Source organism: Mesorhizobium sp. M0040, from assembly GCF_040323505.1.
Classification (GTDB): Bacteria; Pseudomonadota; Alphaproteobacteria; order Rhizobiales; family Rhizobiaceae; genus Mesorhizobium.
Genome location: NZ_JAMYVA010000008.1, coordinates 56,921 through 75,217, shown reverse-complemented (window position 1 = coordinate 75,217; position 18,297 = coordinate 56,921). Strand labels below are relative to the sequence as shown.

General features: G+C 60.9%; 16 protein-coding genes. 6 read left to right on the top strand and 10 right to left on the bottom strand.

The window, feature by feature from the left end; all coding sequences use genetic code 11:
• Nucleotides 1–38: 38 nt before the first annotated feature.
• The 3 genes from NKJ91_RS09725 to wecB are packed head-to-tail and all read right to left on the bottom strand — an operon-like array spanning nucleotide 39 to nucleotide 3,317.
• Nucleotides 39–842, bottom strand: a complete 804-nt coding sequence (locus NKJ91_RS09725) for a WecB/TagA/CpsF family glycosyltransferase (protein ID WP_031211886.1) — start codon at nucleotides 840–842, stop codon at nucleotides 39–41.
• A complete protein-coding gene (gene wecC / locus NKJ91_RS09720; RefSeq protein ID WP_352455350.1) occupies nucleotides 839–2,170 on the bottom strand; it encodes a UDP-N-acetyl-D-mannosamine dehydrogenase in 1,332 nt (443 codons plus the stop codon). Before wecC ends, NKJ91_RS09725 begins: the two co-directional genes overlap by 4 nt.
• A complete protein-coding gene (wecB, locus tag NKJ91_RS09715) occupies nucleotides 2,163–3,317 on the bottom strand; it encodes a non-hydrolyzing UDP-N-acetylglucosamine 2-epimerase (RefSeq protein WP_352455349.1) in 1,155 nt (384 codons plus the stop codon). Before wecB ends, wecC begins: the two co-directional genes overlap by 8 nt.
• A 201-nt stretch (nucleotides 3,318–3,518) precedes the next feature.
• Here wecB and NKJ91_RS09710 point away from each other — a divergent pair, with 201 nt between their 5' ends.
• Nucleotides 3,519–4,961 carry a glucosamine inositolphosphorylceramide transferase family protein gene (locus NKJ91_RS09710; protein WP_352455348.1) on the top strand — a complete coding sequence of 481 codons (1,443 nt, stop codon included), beginning with the start codon at nucleotides 3,519–3,521 and terminating at the stop codon, nucleotides 4,959–4,961.
• Between the two features lie 19 nt (nucleotides 4,962–4,980).
• On the opposite strand, the gene NKJ91_RS09705 is transcribed toward NKJ91_RS09710, so the two are convergent.
• A complete protein-coding gene (locus NKJ91_RS09705) occupies nucleotides 4,981–6,291 on the bottom strand; it encodes a VpsF family polysaccharide biosynthesis protein (protein WP_352455347.1) in 1,311 nt (436 codons plus the stop codon).
• Between the two features lie 167 nt (nucleotides 6,292–6,458).
• Here NKJ91_RS09705 and NKJ91_RS09700 point away from each other — a divergent pair, with 167 nt between their 5' ends.
• Together NKJ91_RS09700 and NKJ91_RS09695 are read left to right on the top strand one after the other, a co-directional pair.
• Nucleotides 6,459–8,009: a GumC family protein gene (locus NKJ91_RS09700; protein ID WP_031211881.1), complete on the top strand. Its 1,551-nt coding sequence runs from the start codon at nucleotides 6,459–6,461 to the stop codon at nucleotides 8,007–8,009.
• A gap of 8 nt (nucleotides 8,010–8,017) precedes the next feature.
• Nucleotides 8,018–9,124 (top strand): glycosyltransferase, encoded by a 1,107-nt coding sequence (locus NKJ91_RS09695; protein WP_352455346.1) that lies wholly within the window; start codon nucleotides 8,018–8,020, stop codon nucleotides 9,122–9,124.
• A gap of 94 nt (nucleotides 9,125–9,218) precedes the next feature.
• On the opposite strand, the gene NKJ91_RS09690 is transcribed toward NKJ91_RS09695, so the two are convergent.
• Nucleotides 9,219–10,079, bottom strand: coding sequence for a hydrolase (locus tag NKJ91_RS09690; RefSeq protein ID WP_023677154.1), 861 nt, complete (start codon nucleotides 10,077–10,079; stop codon nucleotides 9,219–9,221).
• Nucleotides 10,080–10,319: 240 nt separating this feature from the next.
• Here NKJ91_RS09690 and minC point away from each other — a divergent pair, with 240 nt between their 5' ends.
• From minC to minE, 3 genes are read left to right on the top strand one after another with little or no spacing between them, the layout of a single operon-like run.
• Nucleotides 10,320–11,039 (top strand): septum site-determining protein MinC, encoded by a 720-nt coding sequence (minC, locus tag NKJ91_RS09685; protein WP_023677153.1) that lies wholly within the window; start codon nucleotides 10,320–10,322, stop codon nucleotides 11,037–11,039.
• A 19-nt stretch (nucleotides 11,040–11,058) separates the two neighbouring features.
• Nucleotides 11,059–11,874: a septum site-determining protein MinD gene (minD, locus tag NKJ91_RS09680; RefSeq protein ID WP_023677152.1), complete on the top strand. Its 816-nt coding sequence runs from the start codon at nucleotides 11,059–11,061 to the stop codon at nucleotides 11,872–11,874.
• On the top strand, nucleotides 11,871–12,143 hold the full coding sequence (gene minE, locus NKJ91_RS09675; RefSeq protein WP_023677151.1) for a cell division topological specificity factor MinE: 273 nt from the start codon (nucleotides 11,871–11,873) through the stop codon (nucleotides 12,141–12,143). Before minD ends, minE begins: the two co-directional genes overlap by 4 nt.
• Nucleotides 12,144–12,324: 181 nt before the next feature.
• Here minE and NKJ91_RS09670 read toward each other — a convergent pair whose 3' ends face one another.
• The 5 genes from NKJ91_RS09670 to arfA all read right to left on the bottom strand — a co-directional run bounded on the left by NKJ91_RS09670 (nucleotide 12,325) and on the right by arfA (nucleotide 18,173).
• Entirely contained in the window at nucleotides 12,325–13,644 is a 1,320-nt protein-coding gene (locus tag NKJ91_RS09670; protein ID WP_352449655.1) for an ABC transporter substrate-binding protein, read from the bottom strand.
• Between the two features lie 94 nt (nucleotides 13,645–13,738).
• On the bottom strand, nucleotides 13,739–14,587 hold the full coding sequence (locus NKJ91_RS09665; protein ID WP_352455345.1) for a carbohydrate ABC transporter permease: 849 nt from the start codon (nucleotides 14,585–14,587) through the stop codon (nucleotides 13,739–13,741).
• Nucleotides 14,584–15,501: a carbohydrate ABC transporter permease gene (locus NKJ91_RS09660; RefSeq protein ID WP_051406145.1), complete on the bottom strand. Its 918-nt coding sequence runs from the start codon at nucleotides 15,499–15,501 to the stop codon at nucleotides 14,584–14,586. Before NKJ91_RS09660 ends, NKJ91_RS09665 begins: the two co-directional genes overlap by 4 nt.
• A gap of 19 nt (nucleotides 15,502–15,520) precedes the next feature.
• Nucleotides 15,521–16,612 (bottom strand): ABC transporter ATP-binding protein, encoded by a 1,092-nt coding sequence (locus tag NKJ91_RS09655; protein ID WP_352449658.1) that lies wholly within the window; start codon nucleotides 16,610–16,612, stop codon nucleotides 15,521–15,523.
• A gap of 49 nt (nucleotides 16,613–16,661) precedes the next feature.
• Nucleotides 16,662–18,173 carry an arabinosylfuranosidase ArfA gene (gene arfA, locus NKJ91_RS09650; RefSeq protein WP_352455344.1) on the bottom strand — a complete coding sequence of 504 codons (1,512 nt, stop codon included), beginning with the start codon at nucleotides 18,171–18,173 and terminating at the stop codon, nucleotides 16,662–16,664.
• Nucleotides 18,174–18,297 lie beyond the last annotated feature (124 nt).

Genomic DNA, 18,297 nt, shown 5'->3' with positions numbered 1-18,297 from the left:
GTCCAGGGTCAACGCCTGTTTTGTGGGGGAACGCGAATCTATAAACCGGCGTTTCGGCGCCAGCGACGCTCCCAGAACTCCCGGCACAGCAGTCCCGCATAGGCAGTGTTGGTGTCGTAGTAGCGGCGCCACAAGCGTCGCGGCTCCTGGACGACGCGGAACAGCCACTCCAGGCCGGCCGCTTGTATCAGCTTCGGCGCACGGGCAACCTTGCCCCCATAGACGTCGAAACTGCCGCCCACGCCCATCACGAAGCTTGAGGCGAGTTCATCGCGGTAGCGTTTGAGAAAGCGTTCCTTGCGCGGTGTCGGCATGGCCACCAGCAGGCAGTCGGCGCCCGAGGCGTTGATCGCCGCGACGATCCCGGCCTCGTCCTCCGGCTTGAAATAGCCGTTGCGCATTCCCGCTATGACGAGGCTCGGATGGTCCTTGGCAAGTCTCACTACAACCGCGTCGAGAACGTGCTGTTCGGCCCCCAGCAGATACGGCCTGAATCCACGCTTCGCGCAGAGGCTCAGCAGATTGATCATGATGTCGACGCCCGCCACCCGCTCGGGCAGCGCGACGCCGCACAGACGTGCACCCCAAAGCACGCCGATGCCGTCGACATTGACCACGTCCGCCCCGGCCACGTCCTCGCGCAGCTCGGCATTCTGGCGCATGGTAACCAGCTTGGCGACGTTCACGACCACATGATGCAGCGGCCGCCCCAGGGTCATCGCCTCGTCGGCGATGGCCAGTGTCTCGGCCATGGTCAGCGCATGGATCGGTGCGCCAAGGAACTCCCGGCGCCGTGATGCCAACAGGGAATGCTGCGCCCATGCCGGGGCGTGCGCGTTCATGCGGCCTGCTCCCTTGCAAGCGTCACTTGTGCGACCTCTGGTTTCTTGCCTTCGATGCGGGCGTCGGGCTTGCGTGCCTTGCGCCACGTCCACAGACCCCTCGTATCGACGAGCTTCTTGTCCTTGAGCGCTTCGGGGTCGACCAGATTGAACTGCCGATGGTCGACCAGGAGGACGACGATATCGGACTTGTCGATGGCCGAAAGTGCGTCGGTGAACACGACGCCCCTGCCCTCGAGCTCATGCGGCAGCGCATTTGTGTTGGGTTCAGCCGCAATGATCTTCACATTGGGGATATCGGACAGAAGTTTCACCACCTCGACGGCCGGGCTCTCGCGCAAATCGTCGATGTTGGCTTTGAAGCTGAGGCCAAGACAGGCGATCGTCTGTTTGCGGGAGGGGTCGAGCAAGGCCTCGATATCCCTGACCACCGACATCGGCCGTTCGGAATTGATCCGGCGTGCCGAAGCCATCAGCCGCGTGCTGTTGGGTGCGGCGTCGATGATAAAATATGGATCGACCGCAATGCAGTGACCGCCGACGCCCGGGCTCGGCTGGAGGATGTTCACGCGAGGGTGCCGATTGGCGAGATCGATCACTTCCCAGACATTGAGCGACAGATCCTGGCACACTGCAGCAAGCTCGTTGGCGAAGGCGATGTTGACGTCGCGGAACGCGTTCTCGGTCAGTTTCACCAGCTCAGCACTTTCGGCCGTCGTCATGAACAGGTCGCCGGTGACGAAGGTTGAATAGAGTGCCGCCGTCCGTTCCGACGATTTGCGGGACAGCCCGCCGATCGAGCGGTCGTTGTTGATCAGCTCGGTCAGCACCTTTCCCGGCAGCACACGCTCGGGCGAATAGGCGACCAGCACATCGGCGTCTTCGCCATGCTGGACAGGAAATTTGAGATCAGGCCGCAACTCGGCAAGCAGCCCGGTCATGATACGCGTGGTTCCAACCGGCGATGTCGATTCTAATACCACAAGGTCTCCCCGCTTCAGCACGGGGGCGATGCTTCGTGCCGCCGCGAGCACGTAGGTCACGTCCGGCTTATGATCGTGGGTCATCGGGGTCGGCACGGCGATGATATAGGCGTCCGCCGGCTGCGGCGTGCTGTAGGCCATGAGCTTGCCGTTCGCCACGACCTTCTGGATCAGACCGTCAAGGTCCGGCTCGACGATGTGGATTTCGCCGCGGTTGACCTTCTCGACCACCGCTCCGTTGACATCGACGCCAATGACGTTGAGCCCGCGGCTGGCGAAAATGGCGCAGGTCGGCAGGCCGATATATCCCATGCCGATTACGGAAACGGTTTTGATTTCAGCCATGATGCAGCAGTTCCTCAACAATCCGGTTACTGGCCCGGCCATCGCCATATGGGTTGTGTCGTTCCGCCATGCCGCGATAGGCAGCCTGATCGTCGAGCAGGCGATTGGCGTTGAACAGGATTTTCTCGACGTCGGTGCCGACAAGACGGGCGGTGCCGGCCACGATCCCCTCGGGTCGCTCGGTATTTTCGCGCATTACCAGCACCGGCTTGCCGAGTGAAGGCGCTTCTTCCTGCACGCCACCGCTATCGGTAAGCACCAGATAGCTCTGCTTCTGCAGGTACAGGAACGGCAGATAGTCCTGCGGCTCGACCAGGTGGATGTTCGGCACGCCTTCCAGCTCTGCGTTGACCACTGAGCGCACATTGGGGTTTGGATGGACAGGGTAGACGATCTGCACGTCTCCGCGCGCCGCCAATCCCTTCAACGCCGTACAGATGCGCTGGATGCCGCCGTCGAAATTCTCGCGGCGATGACCGGTGACGAGGATCATCTTCTTGGAAGGGTCGAGGAAAGGGAAGCGGGCAGCGAGCTTCGCGTTCATCAGCCTGTCGGCATCGATCGCGCTTGAAAAATGCAACAGCGTGTCGATCACGGTGTTACCGGTCACGAAGATGGTGCTTTCGGCTTTTCCTTCGGCGATGAGATTGTCGCGTGCCTGAACGGTCGGCGCAAAATGCCAGGTGGCGATGTCGCCGGCAATCTTGCGGTTCAGTTCTTCAGGAAACGGCGAATTGATGTTGTGGCTGCGCAATCCTGCTTCGACATGAGCGACGGGGATACGCTTGTAGAAGGCAGCCAGAGCCGCGGCCATCGCAGTGGTGGTGTCGCCCTGTACCATGACGATATCGGGCTTCGCCTTGTCCAGCACCTCGGCCATGCCCAGGAGCACGCGCGAGGTCACGTCGAACAGCGACTGGCCGGGTTGCATGATGTTGAGGTCGTGGTGCACAGGCAAGCCGGTCAGTTCGACAACCTGGTCGACCATTTCACGATGCTGGGCGGTTATGCATATTTCGGTGATGAAGCCTGGATGAGCAAGGGCAGCACGCGCCACTGGAAAGCATTTGAGTGCCTCCGGCCTCGTGCCGAACACGATCAGCAGTTTCTGCCTGGATGGCAGTTTTGGACGTGAAAGGACGTTCATCGCTGATCCTGGTCGCCTGCAGCCTTCGGGACATGCCGACTATTGCCCGCAAGAGCCATGATAGCGCCGGAAAGCGCCTTCGTGATCTCAATTCTTAATATATGATTAACAACCAAGGCCGCGTTCTCCCGGCTTAACTCTTGTGAAAGGTTGGACTGACAAGTAGTCTATGGCAGTAGTCTTGAAAAAGAATATATTGGATTGACTAATATTTTAATCATCGGCCACGCCGACGCATCCCGGCGCTGGGAAAATGAGCTTCTGGTGCGGTTGAGTGCGGCTGGACATGCGGTTTCGAGTTGCCGCGCGCCGACGCCTGAACCCAATGCGCGCACGATGGATAATGTGCTGGCGCTCGAGGGCCGGCGCTTCGGCCCCTCACTGGCAAGCCGTTCCCGGCCATTGCCGTCCGGCGACACCGGCCCAGTCGATCTTATAGTCGATCTCACCGCTACCGCCGCACGACGGGGCACGCCTGTCCTGACGCTCGAATTTTGCGGCCAAAGCAGCTTTGCCGCGGGCATGACCGAGATGCTGGCGAGCGGGCGGCTGCCCGAACTCACCGCTCGGCTCGACGGCGTTGCCGTCGCCAGAGCGCGGCCGATGATCAGCGACCGGTTGTGGCTGTCTCGAACCAGCAACGACCTGCTCGCCGGCGCCATCTCCCTGATTGCCCAATGTGTCGCCCGCTTTTCCGCGGGCAAACTTGCGCCGATTGCCGAGAGCCCGGCGCCGCCCCTGCAGAAAGGCGGATTTATCGGGCACTATCTGCCCTTTTTCGGCAGGGGGTTGGTCGACCGCGCCGTGCAAAAACTGCGACGTGGTCGGCGCCCCTTCTATTGGCAGGTTGCTTATCGGCTGATCGACGGTCCAGGCGTCGCCGAAACCGGACAGCTGGATGGTAAGCCGTTCACCGTGCTTGCCGATGACGGGCAGCGCTTCTACGCCGATCCGTTCGTTCTCGAGCGCGACGGCCGTCATTTTCTGTTTGTCGAGGAGTTTCCCTACTCCACCGGCCGCGGGGTGATTTCTGTCGCTGAACTTGGCACCGACGGCACTTTCGGCGTGCCGAAAGTGGTGCTGGAGGAAGCGCATCACCTGTCATATCCGCAGGTGTTTGCTCACTCCGGCGAGATTTTCATGATCCCTGAAAGCGCTACGGCGCGAGAACTGGTGCTCTACCGTGCCGAGCAGTTTCCGGATCGCTGGGTACGCGATACGGTGCTGATGACGGACAGGGATTTCAACGACGCCACGCTGCTCGAATCCGACGGTCGCTTCTGGCTGTTGGGGACTGAGCGGTTCGGTCACGGCAGCGCGTCCGACACGATGGCCGTCTATTCCGCCCCGGCGCTGCGTGGGCCGTGGGCTGCGCACGCGCTCAATCCCGTCGCAGTCGACCACTCCGCCACTCGGCCGGGCGGCGCCTTTATCCGCCAGGGCGACGCTTTGCTGCTGCCGGTGCAAAACGGGTCTAGAGCCTATGGCGGCGGCCTGGGATTGATGCGGCTGGATCGGCTTGATGATTTCGACGTCCGTTTTGAACTGCCCCGCTCAATCGATCCCGGGCCGGCATGGGCTCGGTCCGGCATTCACACGCTCAATCGCGCGGGCGGTGTCGAGGTCGTGGACAGCGCCGGCTGACCGGATCCGAGGTCCGTGCTTAACGAGATCCAGCCGGGTTTGGGCTGGATGCAGCAGCCGAAGGCATGCTCTCGAGCGAGCCTCCATGGGGCTGCTTCCTGTAGGCAAGCAGCAACACCACGATGATCGTCATGTCCGGCGTTTTTGACGAAAGCGCGTTGTTTGACAGCGCGGCAAGCAAGAACGTTATGGTGCCGATCCATGCCGGCAGCGGCGCCCCGCGCAGCAGCCGGAAGACGAACCAGAATATCAGCGCTGTAAACAGCAGGGCTATGGGCAGGCCGAAGAGCAAGATAATTACCACCGGCGCGCTTTCGATGTAGGGCAGATGCAGCTTCTGCCGGACGATCGCCAGCAGGTCGTCAACGTTCATGCCGAACAGGATGTCGTTCCAGCTGACCAGTCCGAACACCTGATAAATGGTCACCCGGGCCATGAAGTTTTCGTCGAAGATGGTGTTGCTGAACCGATTCAGCAGACCGCCCGCAAACAGTACCGCTACGAGCACCGCGCCACCCGTCACGGTGAACATCAGCACGACAAATTTGGCCTGCCGCTCATATTTGAGCGACAGGCCCGGCCAAGGCACGAACAGCAGCAGAATGAGGATTTCGCCGGTGGCGAGCATCAGCGCGGCGCGAGCGCCCGATGCAGCGCAACCGATGAACAACAGGAAGATCGCCATCACCCGCGCCCATATGCGCCAGTGCGTCAGCGGCACGAATCCGATGGTTGTGGCGCAGAGCGCGCCCAGTGCCAGCGGATGGGCCGACAGGCCAGTTGGCCTGAATTGCAGTTCGTTCAACCCATAGGGCAACAGCCGATGTTGAGTCACCGCCTCGATGGTGCCGATGACAGCGCTCAGGATCGCCATTCCAAGCACGACGTCCCCCAGCGCCCGCCGCACCTCTGCATTCAATGCCAGCATCAACAGGCCTGTGGCGCCGGCCACCAGATAGGTATCGATGATGAACCCGGAGGAGCCCGCACGGCCGGTAACGAACAGATAGGGCACCAGCGCGAACATCAGCACCGAATAGCGGATCAACGCCTTGAATATTCCAATTTCGTCGCCGTGCAGCAGAAACGGCCGGCTGAAAAGAACGATAGGAAGCAGCAGGATGATCGCATAGGTGCCGAAATGCAGCTTCTCGTAGAACGAGCCTCCCTGGGCCGTATAGTCGACGACCATGTTCATCACCTGCGGTGATACCGTAAAGCGAAGCAGGAGCGCGAACGCTGCGCATAGGAAAAACAGCAGCGACAGCGCGTTCTGACGGCGCGCTCGGCTGGACGATAATCGTTCCGAAGCGGCAGCGGGATAGCTCATGGCCCATCCAAATGGCGATATTCGAACGGCATTCTGGGCAACGAAATCCCTTCAACGTCCGCCGGACGGACAGCGTGAGCGGTAAAATGGGCCAACTTGGAAAATAAGATGTTAACGATGTTTCTGTAGAGCAGGCCAAGCGTAATGATTTAACAAGGGTTGTCACCATGTCTGCCGGTTCCGGCACACCCCCCATCTCCGCGACGGCTTCCAATAACAGTGCATTCGAGCGTATCGCCAATGCACGGCGCAGGGCATTGCTGCAACAGCATGGCCCAGTCGCGGCGCTAAGCTCCGCGCCGGTGACGCCGCAACCTCCAGAGCCTGTCGCAACGGTGACCCTGGACAAGATCGGCGATTTCCTCGAGCTCGATTTTCGACGCCTGTTCGTCTGGCTGCGGGCCGGCCTCGCCCTGGCCTTCATGCTGGCGGTAATCGGCGGCATTGTCGGCGGCGCCTATGCATTGCTGAGCAAGCAGCGTTACACCGTCACGACCGAGGTCCTCATCAACCCATCCAATTTGCAGGTTGTGGAAAACGACCTCTACTCGCAACCGGGCCAGATCGATAGCCAACTGCTCAGCACGCGCAGCAAGCAGCGCATCCTGACCTCGGGCAACGTGCTTTCCCGTGTGGTGGACGAACTGAATCTGACTCACGATCCGGAGTTTTTCGATCCGGACCGGAGCACATCCTCGTCCGGCGCTGTGGCGAAGCCCGACCCGAGGCTCATCGCCTTGAAGAACCTGGCGGACCGGGTAGACGCCATCGCGGATCCGACCTCGTTTGTCACAACCCTCTCGGTATCTGCGGAAACCACCGCCAAGGCGATCCTGATCTCGCAGGCCATAGTCAAAAACTTCCAGGAAGAACTGGCTAAGGCGGAAGCTGCCGGCGCCAGCCGTGCCGCGGCTGCCCTTGACAGCCGGCTTGGCCAACTCAAGAGCGACGTGCAGGCAGCCGAAGAGAAGGTCGAGAGCTACAGGCGCAGCCACAACCTGTCGTCCAGCAATGGCCAGCTCGTCAGTTCGCAGACGCTGACGCAGCTCAATGGCGAAATCGTCGATGCGCAATCGCGTGTCATCGCCGCGCAGGCAAGCTACGACGCCCTGGTTGCCTCCGGTATCAACGGGGCCAATCCCGACCCCACGGTTTCGGAAGCGCTCGCGGCGCTGCGCGACAGGTCAAACAGCCTGCGGCAGCAGATCGATTCACAGTCGATGACCTTCGGTCCGCGCCACCCGACGATTGTCAGGCTCAGGACGGAACTCGAGACCGTCAACTCGCAACTCCGGGCCGAGTTCTCCCGCACCATCGGCACGGCAAAGGCCAGCCTGGACAAGGCCGGGGCCTCGTTGGCTTCTCTCAACGCCAGGATGAACGATCTGAAGAGCAATGTATTCACCGACAGCGAATCCGAAGTCGCCCTGCGTGAACTTGAACGCGATGCCGCCTCGAAGAGAGCGGTCTATGAGAGCTTCCTGTCACGTGCGCGCCAAATCAGCGAGCGCGAGCAGATCGACACCACAAACGTACAGGTGATTTCGACCGCGGTGCCCCCGCCAGCGCGCTCATGGCCCCCGCGCACTGCCCTGGTGGCAGGCGCAGGAGCGTTCGCAGGCTTTGCCCTGGGCATGCTGCTGGCCATCGGCATGGGCATCATCCGCGACATGCGCCGGCCGCCGAACCGATCAGGCCTTGCCGCCAGCCGAGCCTGAAGCAAGGCATGGTGAAGCGCATCGTTTTCCACATCGCCAGCCTGAGGGGCGGCGGCGCCGAACGTGTTTTCGTCCTGATGGCAAATGAACTGGCGTCGCGTGGCCACGAGGTCACGCTTTTTACCTGGAACGCGGAAGGCCCTAACGCCGCGCTGCGTTCAGCTGCCGTGCATCTGGTCGACTTCGGCCTTCTCTTGCGCGGCGAGGGTTACGCCAAGTCGGCGACGCTGAAAGGCATCGTGCGAAGCGCAAATTTGTTCCGCCGCCTTGATCCTGATGCGGTCTATAGCGCCCCGGAATTCGCCAATCTGGTGATGGCGCTGTCACTCATGTTGGCCAGAAGCCGGGCAAAATTCTTTCCAAGCTTCCATGCCGCCGCCTCGCTGCCTGCCAGCGGCCTCGGCGCGAGGCTGGCGATCTGGCTTTCCGCGCTGGTTGCAGCGCGCGCAACCAAAGCCATCGCCGTTTCAGCGGGTGTCGGCCGTGACATCATCGCCCGCGGCTTCCCCGAATCCAAGGTCGTCGTCATCAATAACCCGCTGCCGCCGGCTGAAGCACCGCCGGGGACTTCCTATGCCTGGCAGGCAGCGTTGGCGGCGATGGGCGATGCGCCGGTCATTGCCACCGCCGGGCGCCTGGTGCCGGTCAAGGACCACCGGACTTTGCTGCGGGCCTTCGCTGCCCTGCGCGCCGGCCGCCCCGCCCGGCTTGTTATCTTCGGCGAAGGTCCGCTGGCTGCCGAATTGCACGCCTATGCCGAAGAGACAGGCATAGGCGGGGACGTGCTCTTTGCCGGCTATGTCAACGATCCCGCGGCTTGCTATGCCGCGGCCGATCTGTTCGTTCTGTCATCGACCAGCGAAGGCTTTGGCAACGTCTTGGTCGAGGCCATGGCCGCCGGTGTCCCCGTAATCTCCACCGATGCTCCGCATGGCCCGCGCGAAATACTCGCTGACGGCCGTTTCGGCACCTTGGTGCCGGTCGGTGACGCCGCGGCCCTGGCGAAGGCGATGGCCGAGATGCTGGACCACCCCACCCCTGCTGCCGTGCTGAAAAACAGGGCGGCGGATTTCACAGTCGACAAGATTGGCGATCAATACGAAGCGTTGCTCTAGTCGTTACGCACTGCCAGCAGATCGCGGTTGGATGCGGTCGACGTGGTCGGGCTTTGATTGCGATAATCTCTTCACGGGCTGGGGCGCAACGAATTTATCGTGAGGCATTCCCTCGTTCCTTGAGTTGTTGGGCGAGGAAATCCTTGACCGAATCGAGAACCGCATCCCGTTCATGAGATACGCCTGGCAGCAAATCGAAGCGCACGCGCGCCCCCGCCTCCTCGAACGATCGACACAATGCCATGAGGCGTTCCGGCCGTGTTCGCCCCGCATCGTTGGCGCCCGGCATCCAATGGGTGCTGCCTTGGACATGAGTGATCTCCCAAGTCTCCAGGTCAGCGTCGCCGACGATCATCTGGAAAGGCACTTTTGCCAGCGCTGCGGCATCGAAGGTGATGCCGAACTTCTCCGGCAGATCGCGAATGCCCACCCACCAGTCACGCGTCGGATCGAGCAAGGTCACCGAGCCTGGCGCGCCGATTGAGGCCGCCCAGAGCCTGTCGGGATGCAGGATAGCAAAACGATGCGTGAAATGCCCGCCGCCGGAAAATCCGAACATGGCAAAGCGGCTCCAATCCTGACTGTATTTGGCGCTGACCTCCTCAACCATGGCGAGCAGCACCTGATCGTAGCGTATGTTGCCCTCGAGCAAATATTTGTATCCGCTGCGGGCATCATCCCCGAGAACGCCGATTGGAAACAGCGGACACAAAACGGCGCAGCCGTTCCAGCGTCCGAACTCGGAAAACGCATCGCGGAATCCAAGAAAAGAGGTGCGGCCGGTGCCATGGACAGCGACCATCAGATCGACTTTGGCCCCTTCCCCAACCGCGGGAGGCACATACAGGCAATAGTGAAAGCGCGGGTCTGATTTGGAAGCAAAGATGGCGGTCGCGCCAAGGTCATAGGTAGCGCGACCGCGATCCGCGACAGGCCCCTTGGCAACGCTTGTCAAATCGATAACTCCTTAATAGGCCCGGCATTCCGGCAACAATATACCGGTCGGCCGACCTCGTGAACTGGAGGCGCCTCTCCAGGCAGCCGCGAGGAGGACCTCGTCGTGCATCGGAAGCAGGGCGCCGGCGGGGCGATCAGGGGCAAAAAGAATGCCTCCGCCAACGCCTCGGGAAGCCGCCATTAACTTTTCGTTAACCATGCCGGGCTAGCCTTAACCAATCAGTAAGGACTCGCCTCTGTGACCTGCGTCGCTCCCATCCAAAACAAGTCCATACGCTTTCGAGCGCGCTCGTTTGTAGCCTTCACCCTCACCCCTGAGGCCCCGCTAGGGGAATGGCTGCAAAGCCTCGATCACTGGACCGAAAACTCTCCCGGCTTCTTTGCCGGCCGCCCGGTCGTGCTCGATCTGAATATACTCAAGCCCGAGGTGGGCGAGATGCGGGATCTGGTCTTACAACTCGCGGAGCGCGGGATTCGCATCTACGCGATCGAGGCCGATGGCAATGTAGCTCTCGATGCCGATCTGCCGCCGCTCCTCGTTGGCGCCAAGGAGGCCACCGCCGACGCGCTTTACGTGCAGCCGCACCCGAAGGCCGCAGCTGAGGCCAAGACGGAAGAGCCGCAGGCGCCGAACTCATTGATGATCAAGGCACCGATCCGCTCCGGCCAGTCGATCTTTCATCCCGATGGCGATGTGGTCATTGTCGGCTCCGTCAGTTCCGGTTCCGAGATCATCGCCGGAGGATCGATCCACGTCTACGGCACGCTGCGTGGACGTGCGTTCGCCGGCGCCACGGGAAATTCCGCGGCTCGCATCTTTTGCCGGAAAAACGAAGCCGAACTTCTGGCGGTGGACGGCTGGTACCGCACTGCCGAGGAGATGGACGCCTCCTCGCGAGGAAGGCCGGTACAGGCCTTTCTCGAGGACGGCGCACTTTGCGTCGCACCGCTCAACTAACAACATTGGAGGCACAAATATGGGCAAGGTAGTGGTTGTCACATCCGGCAAAGGGGGTGTCGGCAAGACGACCTCGACGGCCGCTCTCGGCGCCGCGGTCGCGAAAACCGGCAAGCGGGTGGCTCTCGTCGATTTCGACGTCGGCCTGCGCAACCTCGATCTGATCATGGGTGCCGAGCGGCGCGTTGTTTTCGATATCGTCAACGTCATTCAGGGAACCGCCAAGCTTTCGCAGGCGCTGATCCGTGACAAGCGACTCGAAACGCTGTTCCTGCTGCCGGCCTCGCAAACGCGCGACAAGGATGCTCTCACCGAGGAAGGCGTCGCCGATGTCATCGACAAGCTGCGATCGGTTTTCGACTACGTCTTCTGCGACAGCCCAGCCGGCATAGAGCGGGGCGCGCAACTTGCCATGCGCTTTGCCGACGAGGCGGTAATCGTCACCAACCCGGAAGTGAGCTCGGTCCGCGATTCCGATCGCATCATCGGCCTGCTCGACTCCAGAACGATGAAAGCCGAGCAAGGTGAATCGATTGTCAAACACGTCCTCGTCACGCGCTACGATGCTGCGCGCGCTGCCCGCGGCGAGATGCTGAGCATCGATGACGTGCTCGAGATCCTGTCGACGCCCTTGCTGGGAATAATTCCCGAGAGCCAGGACGTGCTGCGCGCATCCAATGTGGGCGCGCCGGTTACGCTCAGCGAAAACACCAACCCCGCCGCACGCGCCTATATCGACGCGGCAAGAAGACTCGAGGGCGAGGACCTGCCGGTCATTCTGCCTTTCGAGCGGAGGGGCCTCCTCGACCGGCTGTTGGGAAGGAGGGCAGCATGAACCTGCTCGATATCTTCAAGCGCCGCGGCAGCGCGCCGGTGGCGCGCGAACGCTTGCAACTGCTGTTGGCTTACGAGCGTCGAAGCCGCAACCAGCCCGATCTCGTCTCGGTGTTGCGCGAGGAGATCATGGCGGTGATCGCCCGGCATGTTCAGGTCGACCAGGATTTCCTGCAGGTGAGCATGGATCACGGCGAAACGACGTCGAGATTGGAGATCGACATCCAGATCCCCAACAAGGTCGCAATGCCCATGGCCGCGGCGTTCTAACGGAATCCTCCGGCCAGGGCTTGCGTCGGCTGCTGCCGAGGTTGCGGCGCCGTGGTTGGCGTGTTTGACCCGGTCGCCACCGGCAAGTTCTCGCAATTCGAGGACAATAACCACTCCCTCACCAAAACCCCGCGGCCGTTTCCAGCCGCGGGGGCCTTGGGAGGGCCTTTCGAAGCCGTGGTCAGATGTTGGCGAGCAATTCGTTGACGCGGCTTTCCATGTCGGCAAGGGCGGTGTCGACGTCCTTCTGGCCACTGATTGCTGCACTCATCTCTTCGCCGATAATGTCCTGGATCGCAAACTGACGCTGTACGGCGGACGGCAGCGGCTTGCCGAGATCAGCGACCGCAGAGATCGTGTTGCGATGCGGCAGGGCCTTGAACGCGTCCGAGGTGATGACGGCCTTATAGGCCGGCAGGTGACCGGTGCGTGACCATTCGAAGTCGTTGTCGGCGAAGAACTTCAGGAATTTACCGATGGCCGCGATCTGTTCAGGCGTGCGGTCTTTCTGCGAAACGGCCCAGGTGTGGCCGTCGGCATATTGCGCGTGGGCGCCGCCAAACAGCTGCGGATACGGATAGACCGCATAGCCGCCCTTGTTGAGCGCCGTACCCTTGGTCTCGGACTGGGCGTTGTAATCGCCGACCACCCAGGTGCCGTTAAGGTGGACGCCACCCTCGCCGGCAAGGAAGGCGTTGATCGAGCCGCCATAATCGAGATCCTTGGTGGTGTAGCCCTTCTCGAAGATCGCCTTGTACATCTCGACGACCTTCTTGGCTTCCGGCGTATTCAACTTCACATGCTTCGGATCGGCGAAGAAATCGGAATCCTGCTGGAAAAGATAGGTGTAGAGGTTGCGTGTGTAGAGTGCAGTCTCATTGGTCAGGTTCTGGACGAAATAAGGCTTGCCCGTCTTCTGCTTGAACTGTTCGGCCTGGGCGAGCAGTTCCTCGGGCGACTTTGGAAAAATCGGCGTGCCGTCGGCATTGACCAGGCCGGCTTGTTTGAAAAGATCCATGTTGACGTGATAGAGCATCGTCCAGCTGTCGATCGGCAGGCCATAGACCTTGCCGTCTTTGGTGGCGCCATTGCGTGCCGCGTCGGTGAAGGCGTCGGGTGTCACGCCGACCGACTTCAAGAGATCGTCGAGCGGCATCAACAGGCCCTTCGACTGATAATCCGACAGTACGGATTCATGGATCGTGACGATGTCCGGAGCGTCGCCTGAAGCGAACTGCGCGGTCAGCTGATCATAGCCGGGCCATTCCACGGTGGTGACGTTGACATGGACATCGGGATTGTCGGCGTTGAACTTGTTGATTAGCGAGGTGATGATGCCGCATTCGCCAACGGCCTTGGTGGCATCGGTGTTGGTGCCGAAATCGGCATCGCAGGCGCCGAAAAAGCGCTGCACGCTCAGCTCCGTGGCCGCGAAGCTTGGACTTGCGAGCATCATTGCGCCCGCAGAGACTGCTGCAAACAGTATTTTCTTCAGTTTCATATCAGTTCCTCCTACTGAGTTTCCGCCGCTCCACCCTGGATTGGCTTTCGTGCTTCAATCGCTGCGCATTCCCCCGGCCGTCAGGCAATCTTCGTTATCTCACCGCAGCGCCGGAGACCGCCGTGACGATGTATTTCTGGAAGAACAGGTAGACGATCAGGATCGGTGCACCGGCGAACACCGCCTGCGCCATCAGGAAGCCGATGCCTTCGGACTGGGCGAAGTTGGTCTGGGTCGAGGCCATGCCGACCGTCAGCGTGAACATGTCCTTCTTCGTCGCCGAAATCAGCGGCCAGAAGTAGTCGTTCCAGGCGCCGAGAAAGGTGAAGATGCCGAGCGTCGCCTGCGCAGGCAGCGTGAGCGGCAGAAGCACCTTCCAGAAAATTCTGAGCCGGCTGGCGTTATCGAGCATGGCGGCTTCGTCCAGCTCCCTCGGGATGGCCTTGAAATACTGGGTCATCAGGAAGACACCGAACGGAGCCGAAAGGCCCGGCAGAATGAGCCCTTGATAGGTGTTGTGGAACTTCAGCATGCTGAAGATCTGGTGACGGGCGACAAGCACGGCCTGTTCCGGGACCGCCAGACCGAACAGCACGATCACGAACAGCACGTCTCGGCCGGGGAAATTCAGCCGTGCAAAACCGTAGCCGGCGAGCGACGACAGGATCAACGTGCCGAGCGTCAATCCGCCCGAGACGATGATGCTGTTGCGCACCCAGATGAACACCGACGAGGTGCCGACGGTGTTGATGTAGTTCTTCAGCGTATAGGGCGCGTGAAACACCGAATTCGGATCGGCCATCAGCTCCGTATTGTCCTTGAGTGACAGGCCGATGACCCACAGAACCGGCGCGATCATGACGATCGAAAGCAGGATGACCAGGGCCAATAACAAATGGTCGCCAAATGCCCGGCCCTTGATGGAAGCTGCTGTGGCGCTCATGCCTGGTCTCCCCTGCTGCGTGTCACCAGGTACTGGGCCATGGCCGCGACCAGGATGAGGATGAACAGGATTTCCGATGCAGCGGCGCCCAGGCCGAGATCCCAGCGACGGAATGCGGTATCGTAGATGTAGAGCACGATCGGCTTGGTCAGGTTGTTCGGACCGCCGCGCGTCATCAGCCAGGCCTGGCCGAACAGCTGGAATTGCAGCACGATCTGGATGATGATCACCAGGATGAAGGTCCGCTTGATCGACGGCAGCGTGATCGAGCGTAGCGTCTGCCAGCGATTGGCATTGTCCAGCGCTGCCGCCTCGTAAATATCCTGTGGAATCTGCTGGAGCGCCGAGAGAAAGAGCATCATCGGCAGGCCGATACACCACCAGATGGTGGCAATGGCGATGCCGACCATCGCCAGGCTGGGATCGGAAATGAAGGCCGGAGCCGTTGCGCCGAACCATCCGTAGATCGTCGACAACAGGCCGACATTCGGAATGAAGACGATGCGCCAGATCAGCGTGACGATGGTGACCGATAGCACCGACGAGGAAAAGAACAGCGTCCGCAAAACCGCGGCAGTGCGCGTGCGGCGGTTGAGGCAAAGCGCCAGGAAAAGGCCGATCAGCGCCAGCGTCGGCACCGTCAGAAGCACGAAATAGAAGGTGTTCCAGATCGATTGCAGGAAGACCTTGTCGTGATACAGCCTGGCGTAATTGCCGAGACCGACAAAATTTCCGGACGAAAACGTGTCGGCCTTGTGGAAACTCAGCCACATCCCCCAGAGCAGCGGGAAGAGCAGCAGCGTGGTGAAGAAGAACAAGAATGGCGCAACGAAAATGACGTTTCGCCATTGCGGCGCATAGATGTCGGCGGTAGGGGCTCTGACGCCGACAGCAAGCGTCGCGGTCGGGGACATCGCCAGCCGGTCAGCCATCTCAGGCCTCCCTCGCATGCCAGGCGCGGCCGGTCTCGTTGAACAGATGCGATTTCTGGCCATCAAAGGCGAGCCCGATTCTGTCGCCGACGGCGACGCGGCTGTTGCCGGCATCCGAGCCGACGATCTGCTGGCCATCGCCCAGCCGCGCGTAGATCAGGGTGCGTTCGCCGAGGCGCTCGAGCACATCGACCACGCCGCCGGCATTGCCCTGTCCGGCGGCAACGATGCGCACGTCTTCAGAACGGATGCCGAAAGTGTACTTGCCATCGGTCAGTTGGCTGGAGGCGATCTCGGTCTGCACCGAGACGCCGTCCGCAAACCTGGCCGTGGCGTTCTCGCCGGATCTGTCAAGCGTCGCATCGACGAAGTTCATCGCTGGCGCGCCGACGAAACCCGCGACGAATTTGGTCGCCGGGCGCTCGTAGATCTCCATCGGGGTACCGATCTGGTCGATCTTGCGATTGTTCATGACGACGATGCGGTCGGCCAGCGTCATTGCCTCGACCTGGTCATGGGTGACGAAGATCATCGTCGATTGCAGCCGCTGGTGAAGCTGGGCAAGCTCGATGCGGGTGCGGGTGCGCAACGCGGCATCGAGATTGGAAAGCGGCTCGTCGAACAGAAAGGCCTTCGGCTCCTTGACGATCGCACGGCCGATGGCGACGCGCTGGCGCTGACCGCCGGAGAGCTGGCCCGGCTTGCGATCGAGCAGATGCGGCATTTCGAGGATGCGAGCGGCTTCGTTGATACGCGCCTCAATGACCTTGCCTGGTACGCCGATATTCGCAAGGCCGAAGGCCATGTTGTCGCGCACCGTCATATGCGGATAAAGCGCATAGGACTGGAACACCATCGCAATGCCGCGCTTGCCCGGCGGCAGATGATCGATGCGCTCGTTGTTGATGGCAATCTCGCCGCTATCGACAGCTTCAAGACCGGCGATCATCCGAAGAAGCGTCGATTTTCCGCAGCCGGACGGCCCCAGGAACACGATGAATTCGCGTGCCCTTATGGAGAGCGACAGATGATCCAGCACCGTCATGGCACCGAACTGCTTGCTCACGTTCCTGATCTCGATATCGGCCGTCACGTCGACGCTCCTCCTCAGCGTTTGCGCTTTCTCGATGATCCGCCTGAACTCAGAGCCTCAGGCGTATGACCTGGTAGGAATAGGCGGGCAGTGACAGGCTCAGCTTGCCGCCGGCGAGCGAGGCGCCCTCACCCTTCCTGGGGCCGACATTGCCAGGGTTTTCGGCCGAATTGACGGCTTTCAGATCGGCGTGTGCCATCACCTGGTGATCGACGATCTCCGCCGCGCCGAAGCCGGTGAGGTCGACCACTGTTTCGATTGCCTCGCTCGAATGGCGGTTGACGGCGAAGAAGGTGACGTGGCCGGTTTGCCTGTCGTGCACGCCGGCAACATCGACATAGACTACGTCGCCCGCAACGCTGGATTTGTAGGTCGGGCTTTCCACCTTGAGATCCAGCGCATTGCCGCGACCATAGTTAGAAGCAAACAGATAGGGATAAAAAATCGTCTGCCGCCATGCCGGGCCATTCGGAACGGTCATGATCGGCGCGATGACATTGACCAGTTGTGCCAGGCAGGCGATCTTGACGACATCGGAACGGCGGATGAAGGTGTTGAGGATCAGGCCGACCTGCAGCACATCCTCGAAATTATAGATGTCTTCGAGCAACGGCGGGGCGAACGGCCAGCCGTTGCTGCCGCCGAGTATCTTCCTGTCCTGCTCCTTGGAATGGTACCAGACGTTCCATTCGTCGAACGAGATGTAGACCTGCTTGTTGGAGCGCTTCTTGGCCTTGATATACTCAATGACGCCGGCGACCGAGACAATGTAGTCGTCGAGCTTTTCGCTCATGGCGAGATAGTTCGGAGCGTCGTTGGCTTCATTGTCGAAATACATGTGCAGCGAGATGTAGTCGACCTCGTTGTAGGTATGGTCGAGAACCGTCGCTTCCCATTCAGGGTAGGTCGGCATCTTGGCATTCGAAGAGCCGCAGACCACCAGCTCGAGTGACTTGGAGAAGGCGCGCATGGCCTTGGCCGTCTCATGCGCTAGCCGGCCATACTCGTCCGCGGTCTTGTGGCCGATCTGCCAGGGGCCATCCATTTCATTGCCGAGGCACCAGAGCTTGACGTCGAAGGGCTCCTTGCGGCCGTTGGCGATGCGCCTGTCGCTCCATTTGCTGCCGCCGGGATGGTTGGCGTACTCCAGCAGATTGCGGGCTTCGTCGAGGCCGCGCGAGCCGAGATTGACGGCAAGCATCATCTCGGTGTTGGCGGAGGTGCACCAATCGGCAAATTCATGCAGGCCGACTTCGTTGCTTTCCGATGTGTGCCAGGCGAGGTCGAGGCGCACTGGTCGCTGTTCCTTGGGGCCAATGCCGTCTTCCCAATTGTAGGCCGAGACGAAATTGCCGCCGGGATAGCGGACGATCGGAACATTGAGTTCCCTGACGAGATCGATGACGTCCTGACGCATGCCATTGGCATCCGCTGTCGGATGGCCGGGCTCATAGATGCCGGTGTAAACTGCCCGCCCCAGATGCTCGATGAAGGATCCGTAGAGCCTCGGATCGATTTCCGAGACGACATAATGCGGATGAGCCGTAACGGCTGCCTTCATGCATTCCTCCCATCGATATCACAAACGATGATTTAAATCATCTTGCCCGATATCAAAGAGGAATTGGCAGCCCTTCGTCAAGCCAAAATACCCAAATGTAGGACAATTAGACGAACGCTTTGGC

Coding starts and splice junctions, on each gene's coding strand:
- NKJ91_RS09725 (WP_031211886.1), bottom strand. CDS start 842: ATGAACGCGCACGCCCCGGCATGGGCGCAGCATTCCCTGTTGGCATCA.
- wecC (WP_352455350.1), bottom strand. CDS start 2,170: ATGGCTGAAATCAAAACCGTTTCCGTAATCGGCATGGGATATATCGGC.
- wecB (WP_352455349.1), bottom strand. CDS start 3,317: ATGAACGTCCTTTCACGTCCAAAACTGCCATCCAGGCAGAAACTGCTG.
- NKJ91_RS09705 (WP_352455347.1), bottom strand. CDS start 6,291: ATGAGCTATCCCGCTGCCGCTTCGGAACGATTATCGTCCAGCCGAGCG.
- NKJ91_RS09700 (WP_031211881.1), top strand. CDS start 6,459: ATGTCTGCCGGTTCCGGCACACCCCCCATCTCCGCGACGGCTTCCAAT.
- NKJ91_RS09695 (WP_352455346.1), top strand. CDS start 8,018: ATGGTGAAGCGCATCGTTTTCCACATCGCCAGCCTGAGGGGCGGCGGC.
- minD (WP_023677152.1), top strand. CDS start 11,059: ATGGGCAAGGTAGTGGTTGTCACATCCGGCAAAGGGGGTGTCGGCAAG.
- minE (WP_023677151.1), top strand. CDS start 11,871: ATGAACCTGCTCGATATCTTCAAGCGCCGCGGCAGCGCGCCGGTGGCG.
- NKJ91_RS09670 (WP_352449655.1), bottom strand. CDS start 13,644: ATGAAACTGAAGAAAATACTGTTTGCAGCAGTCTCTGCGGGCGCAATG.
- NKJ91_RS09665 (WP_352455345.1), bottom strand. CDS start 14,587: ATGAGCGCCACAGCAGCTTCCATCAAGGGCCGGGCATTTGGCGACCAT.
- NKJ91_RS09660 (WP_051406145.1), bottom strand. CDS start 15,501: ATGTCCCCGACCGCGACGCTTGCTGTCGGCGTCAGAGCCCCTACCGCC.
- arfA (WP_352455344.1), bottom strand. CDS start 18,173: ATGAAGGCAGCCGTTACGGCTCATCCGCATTATGTCGTCTCGGAAATC.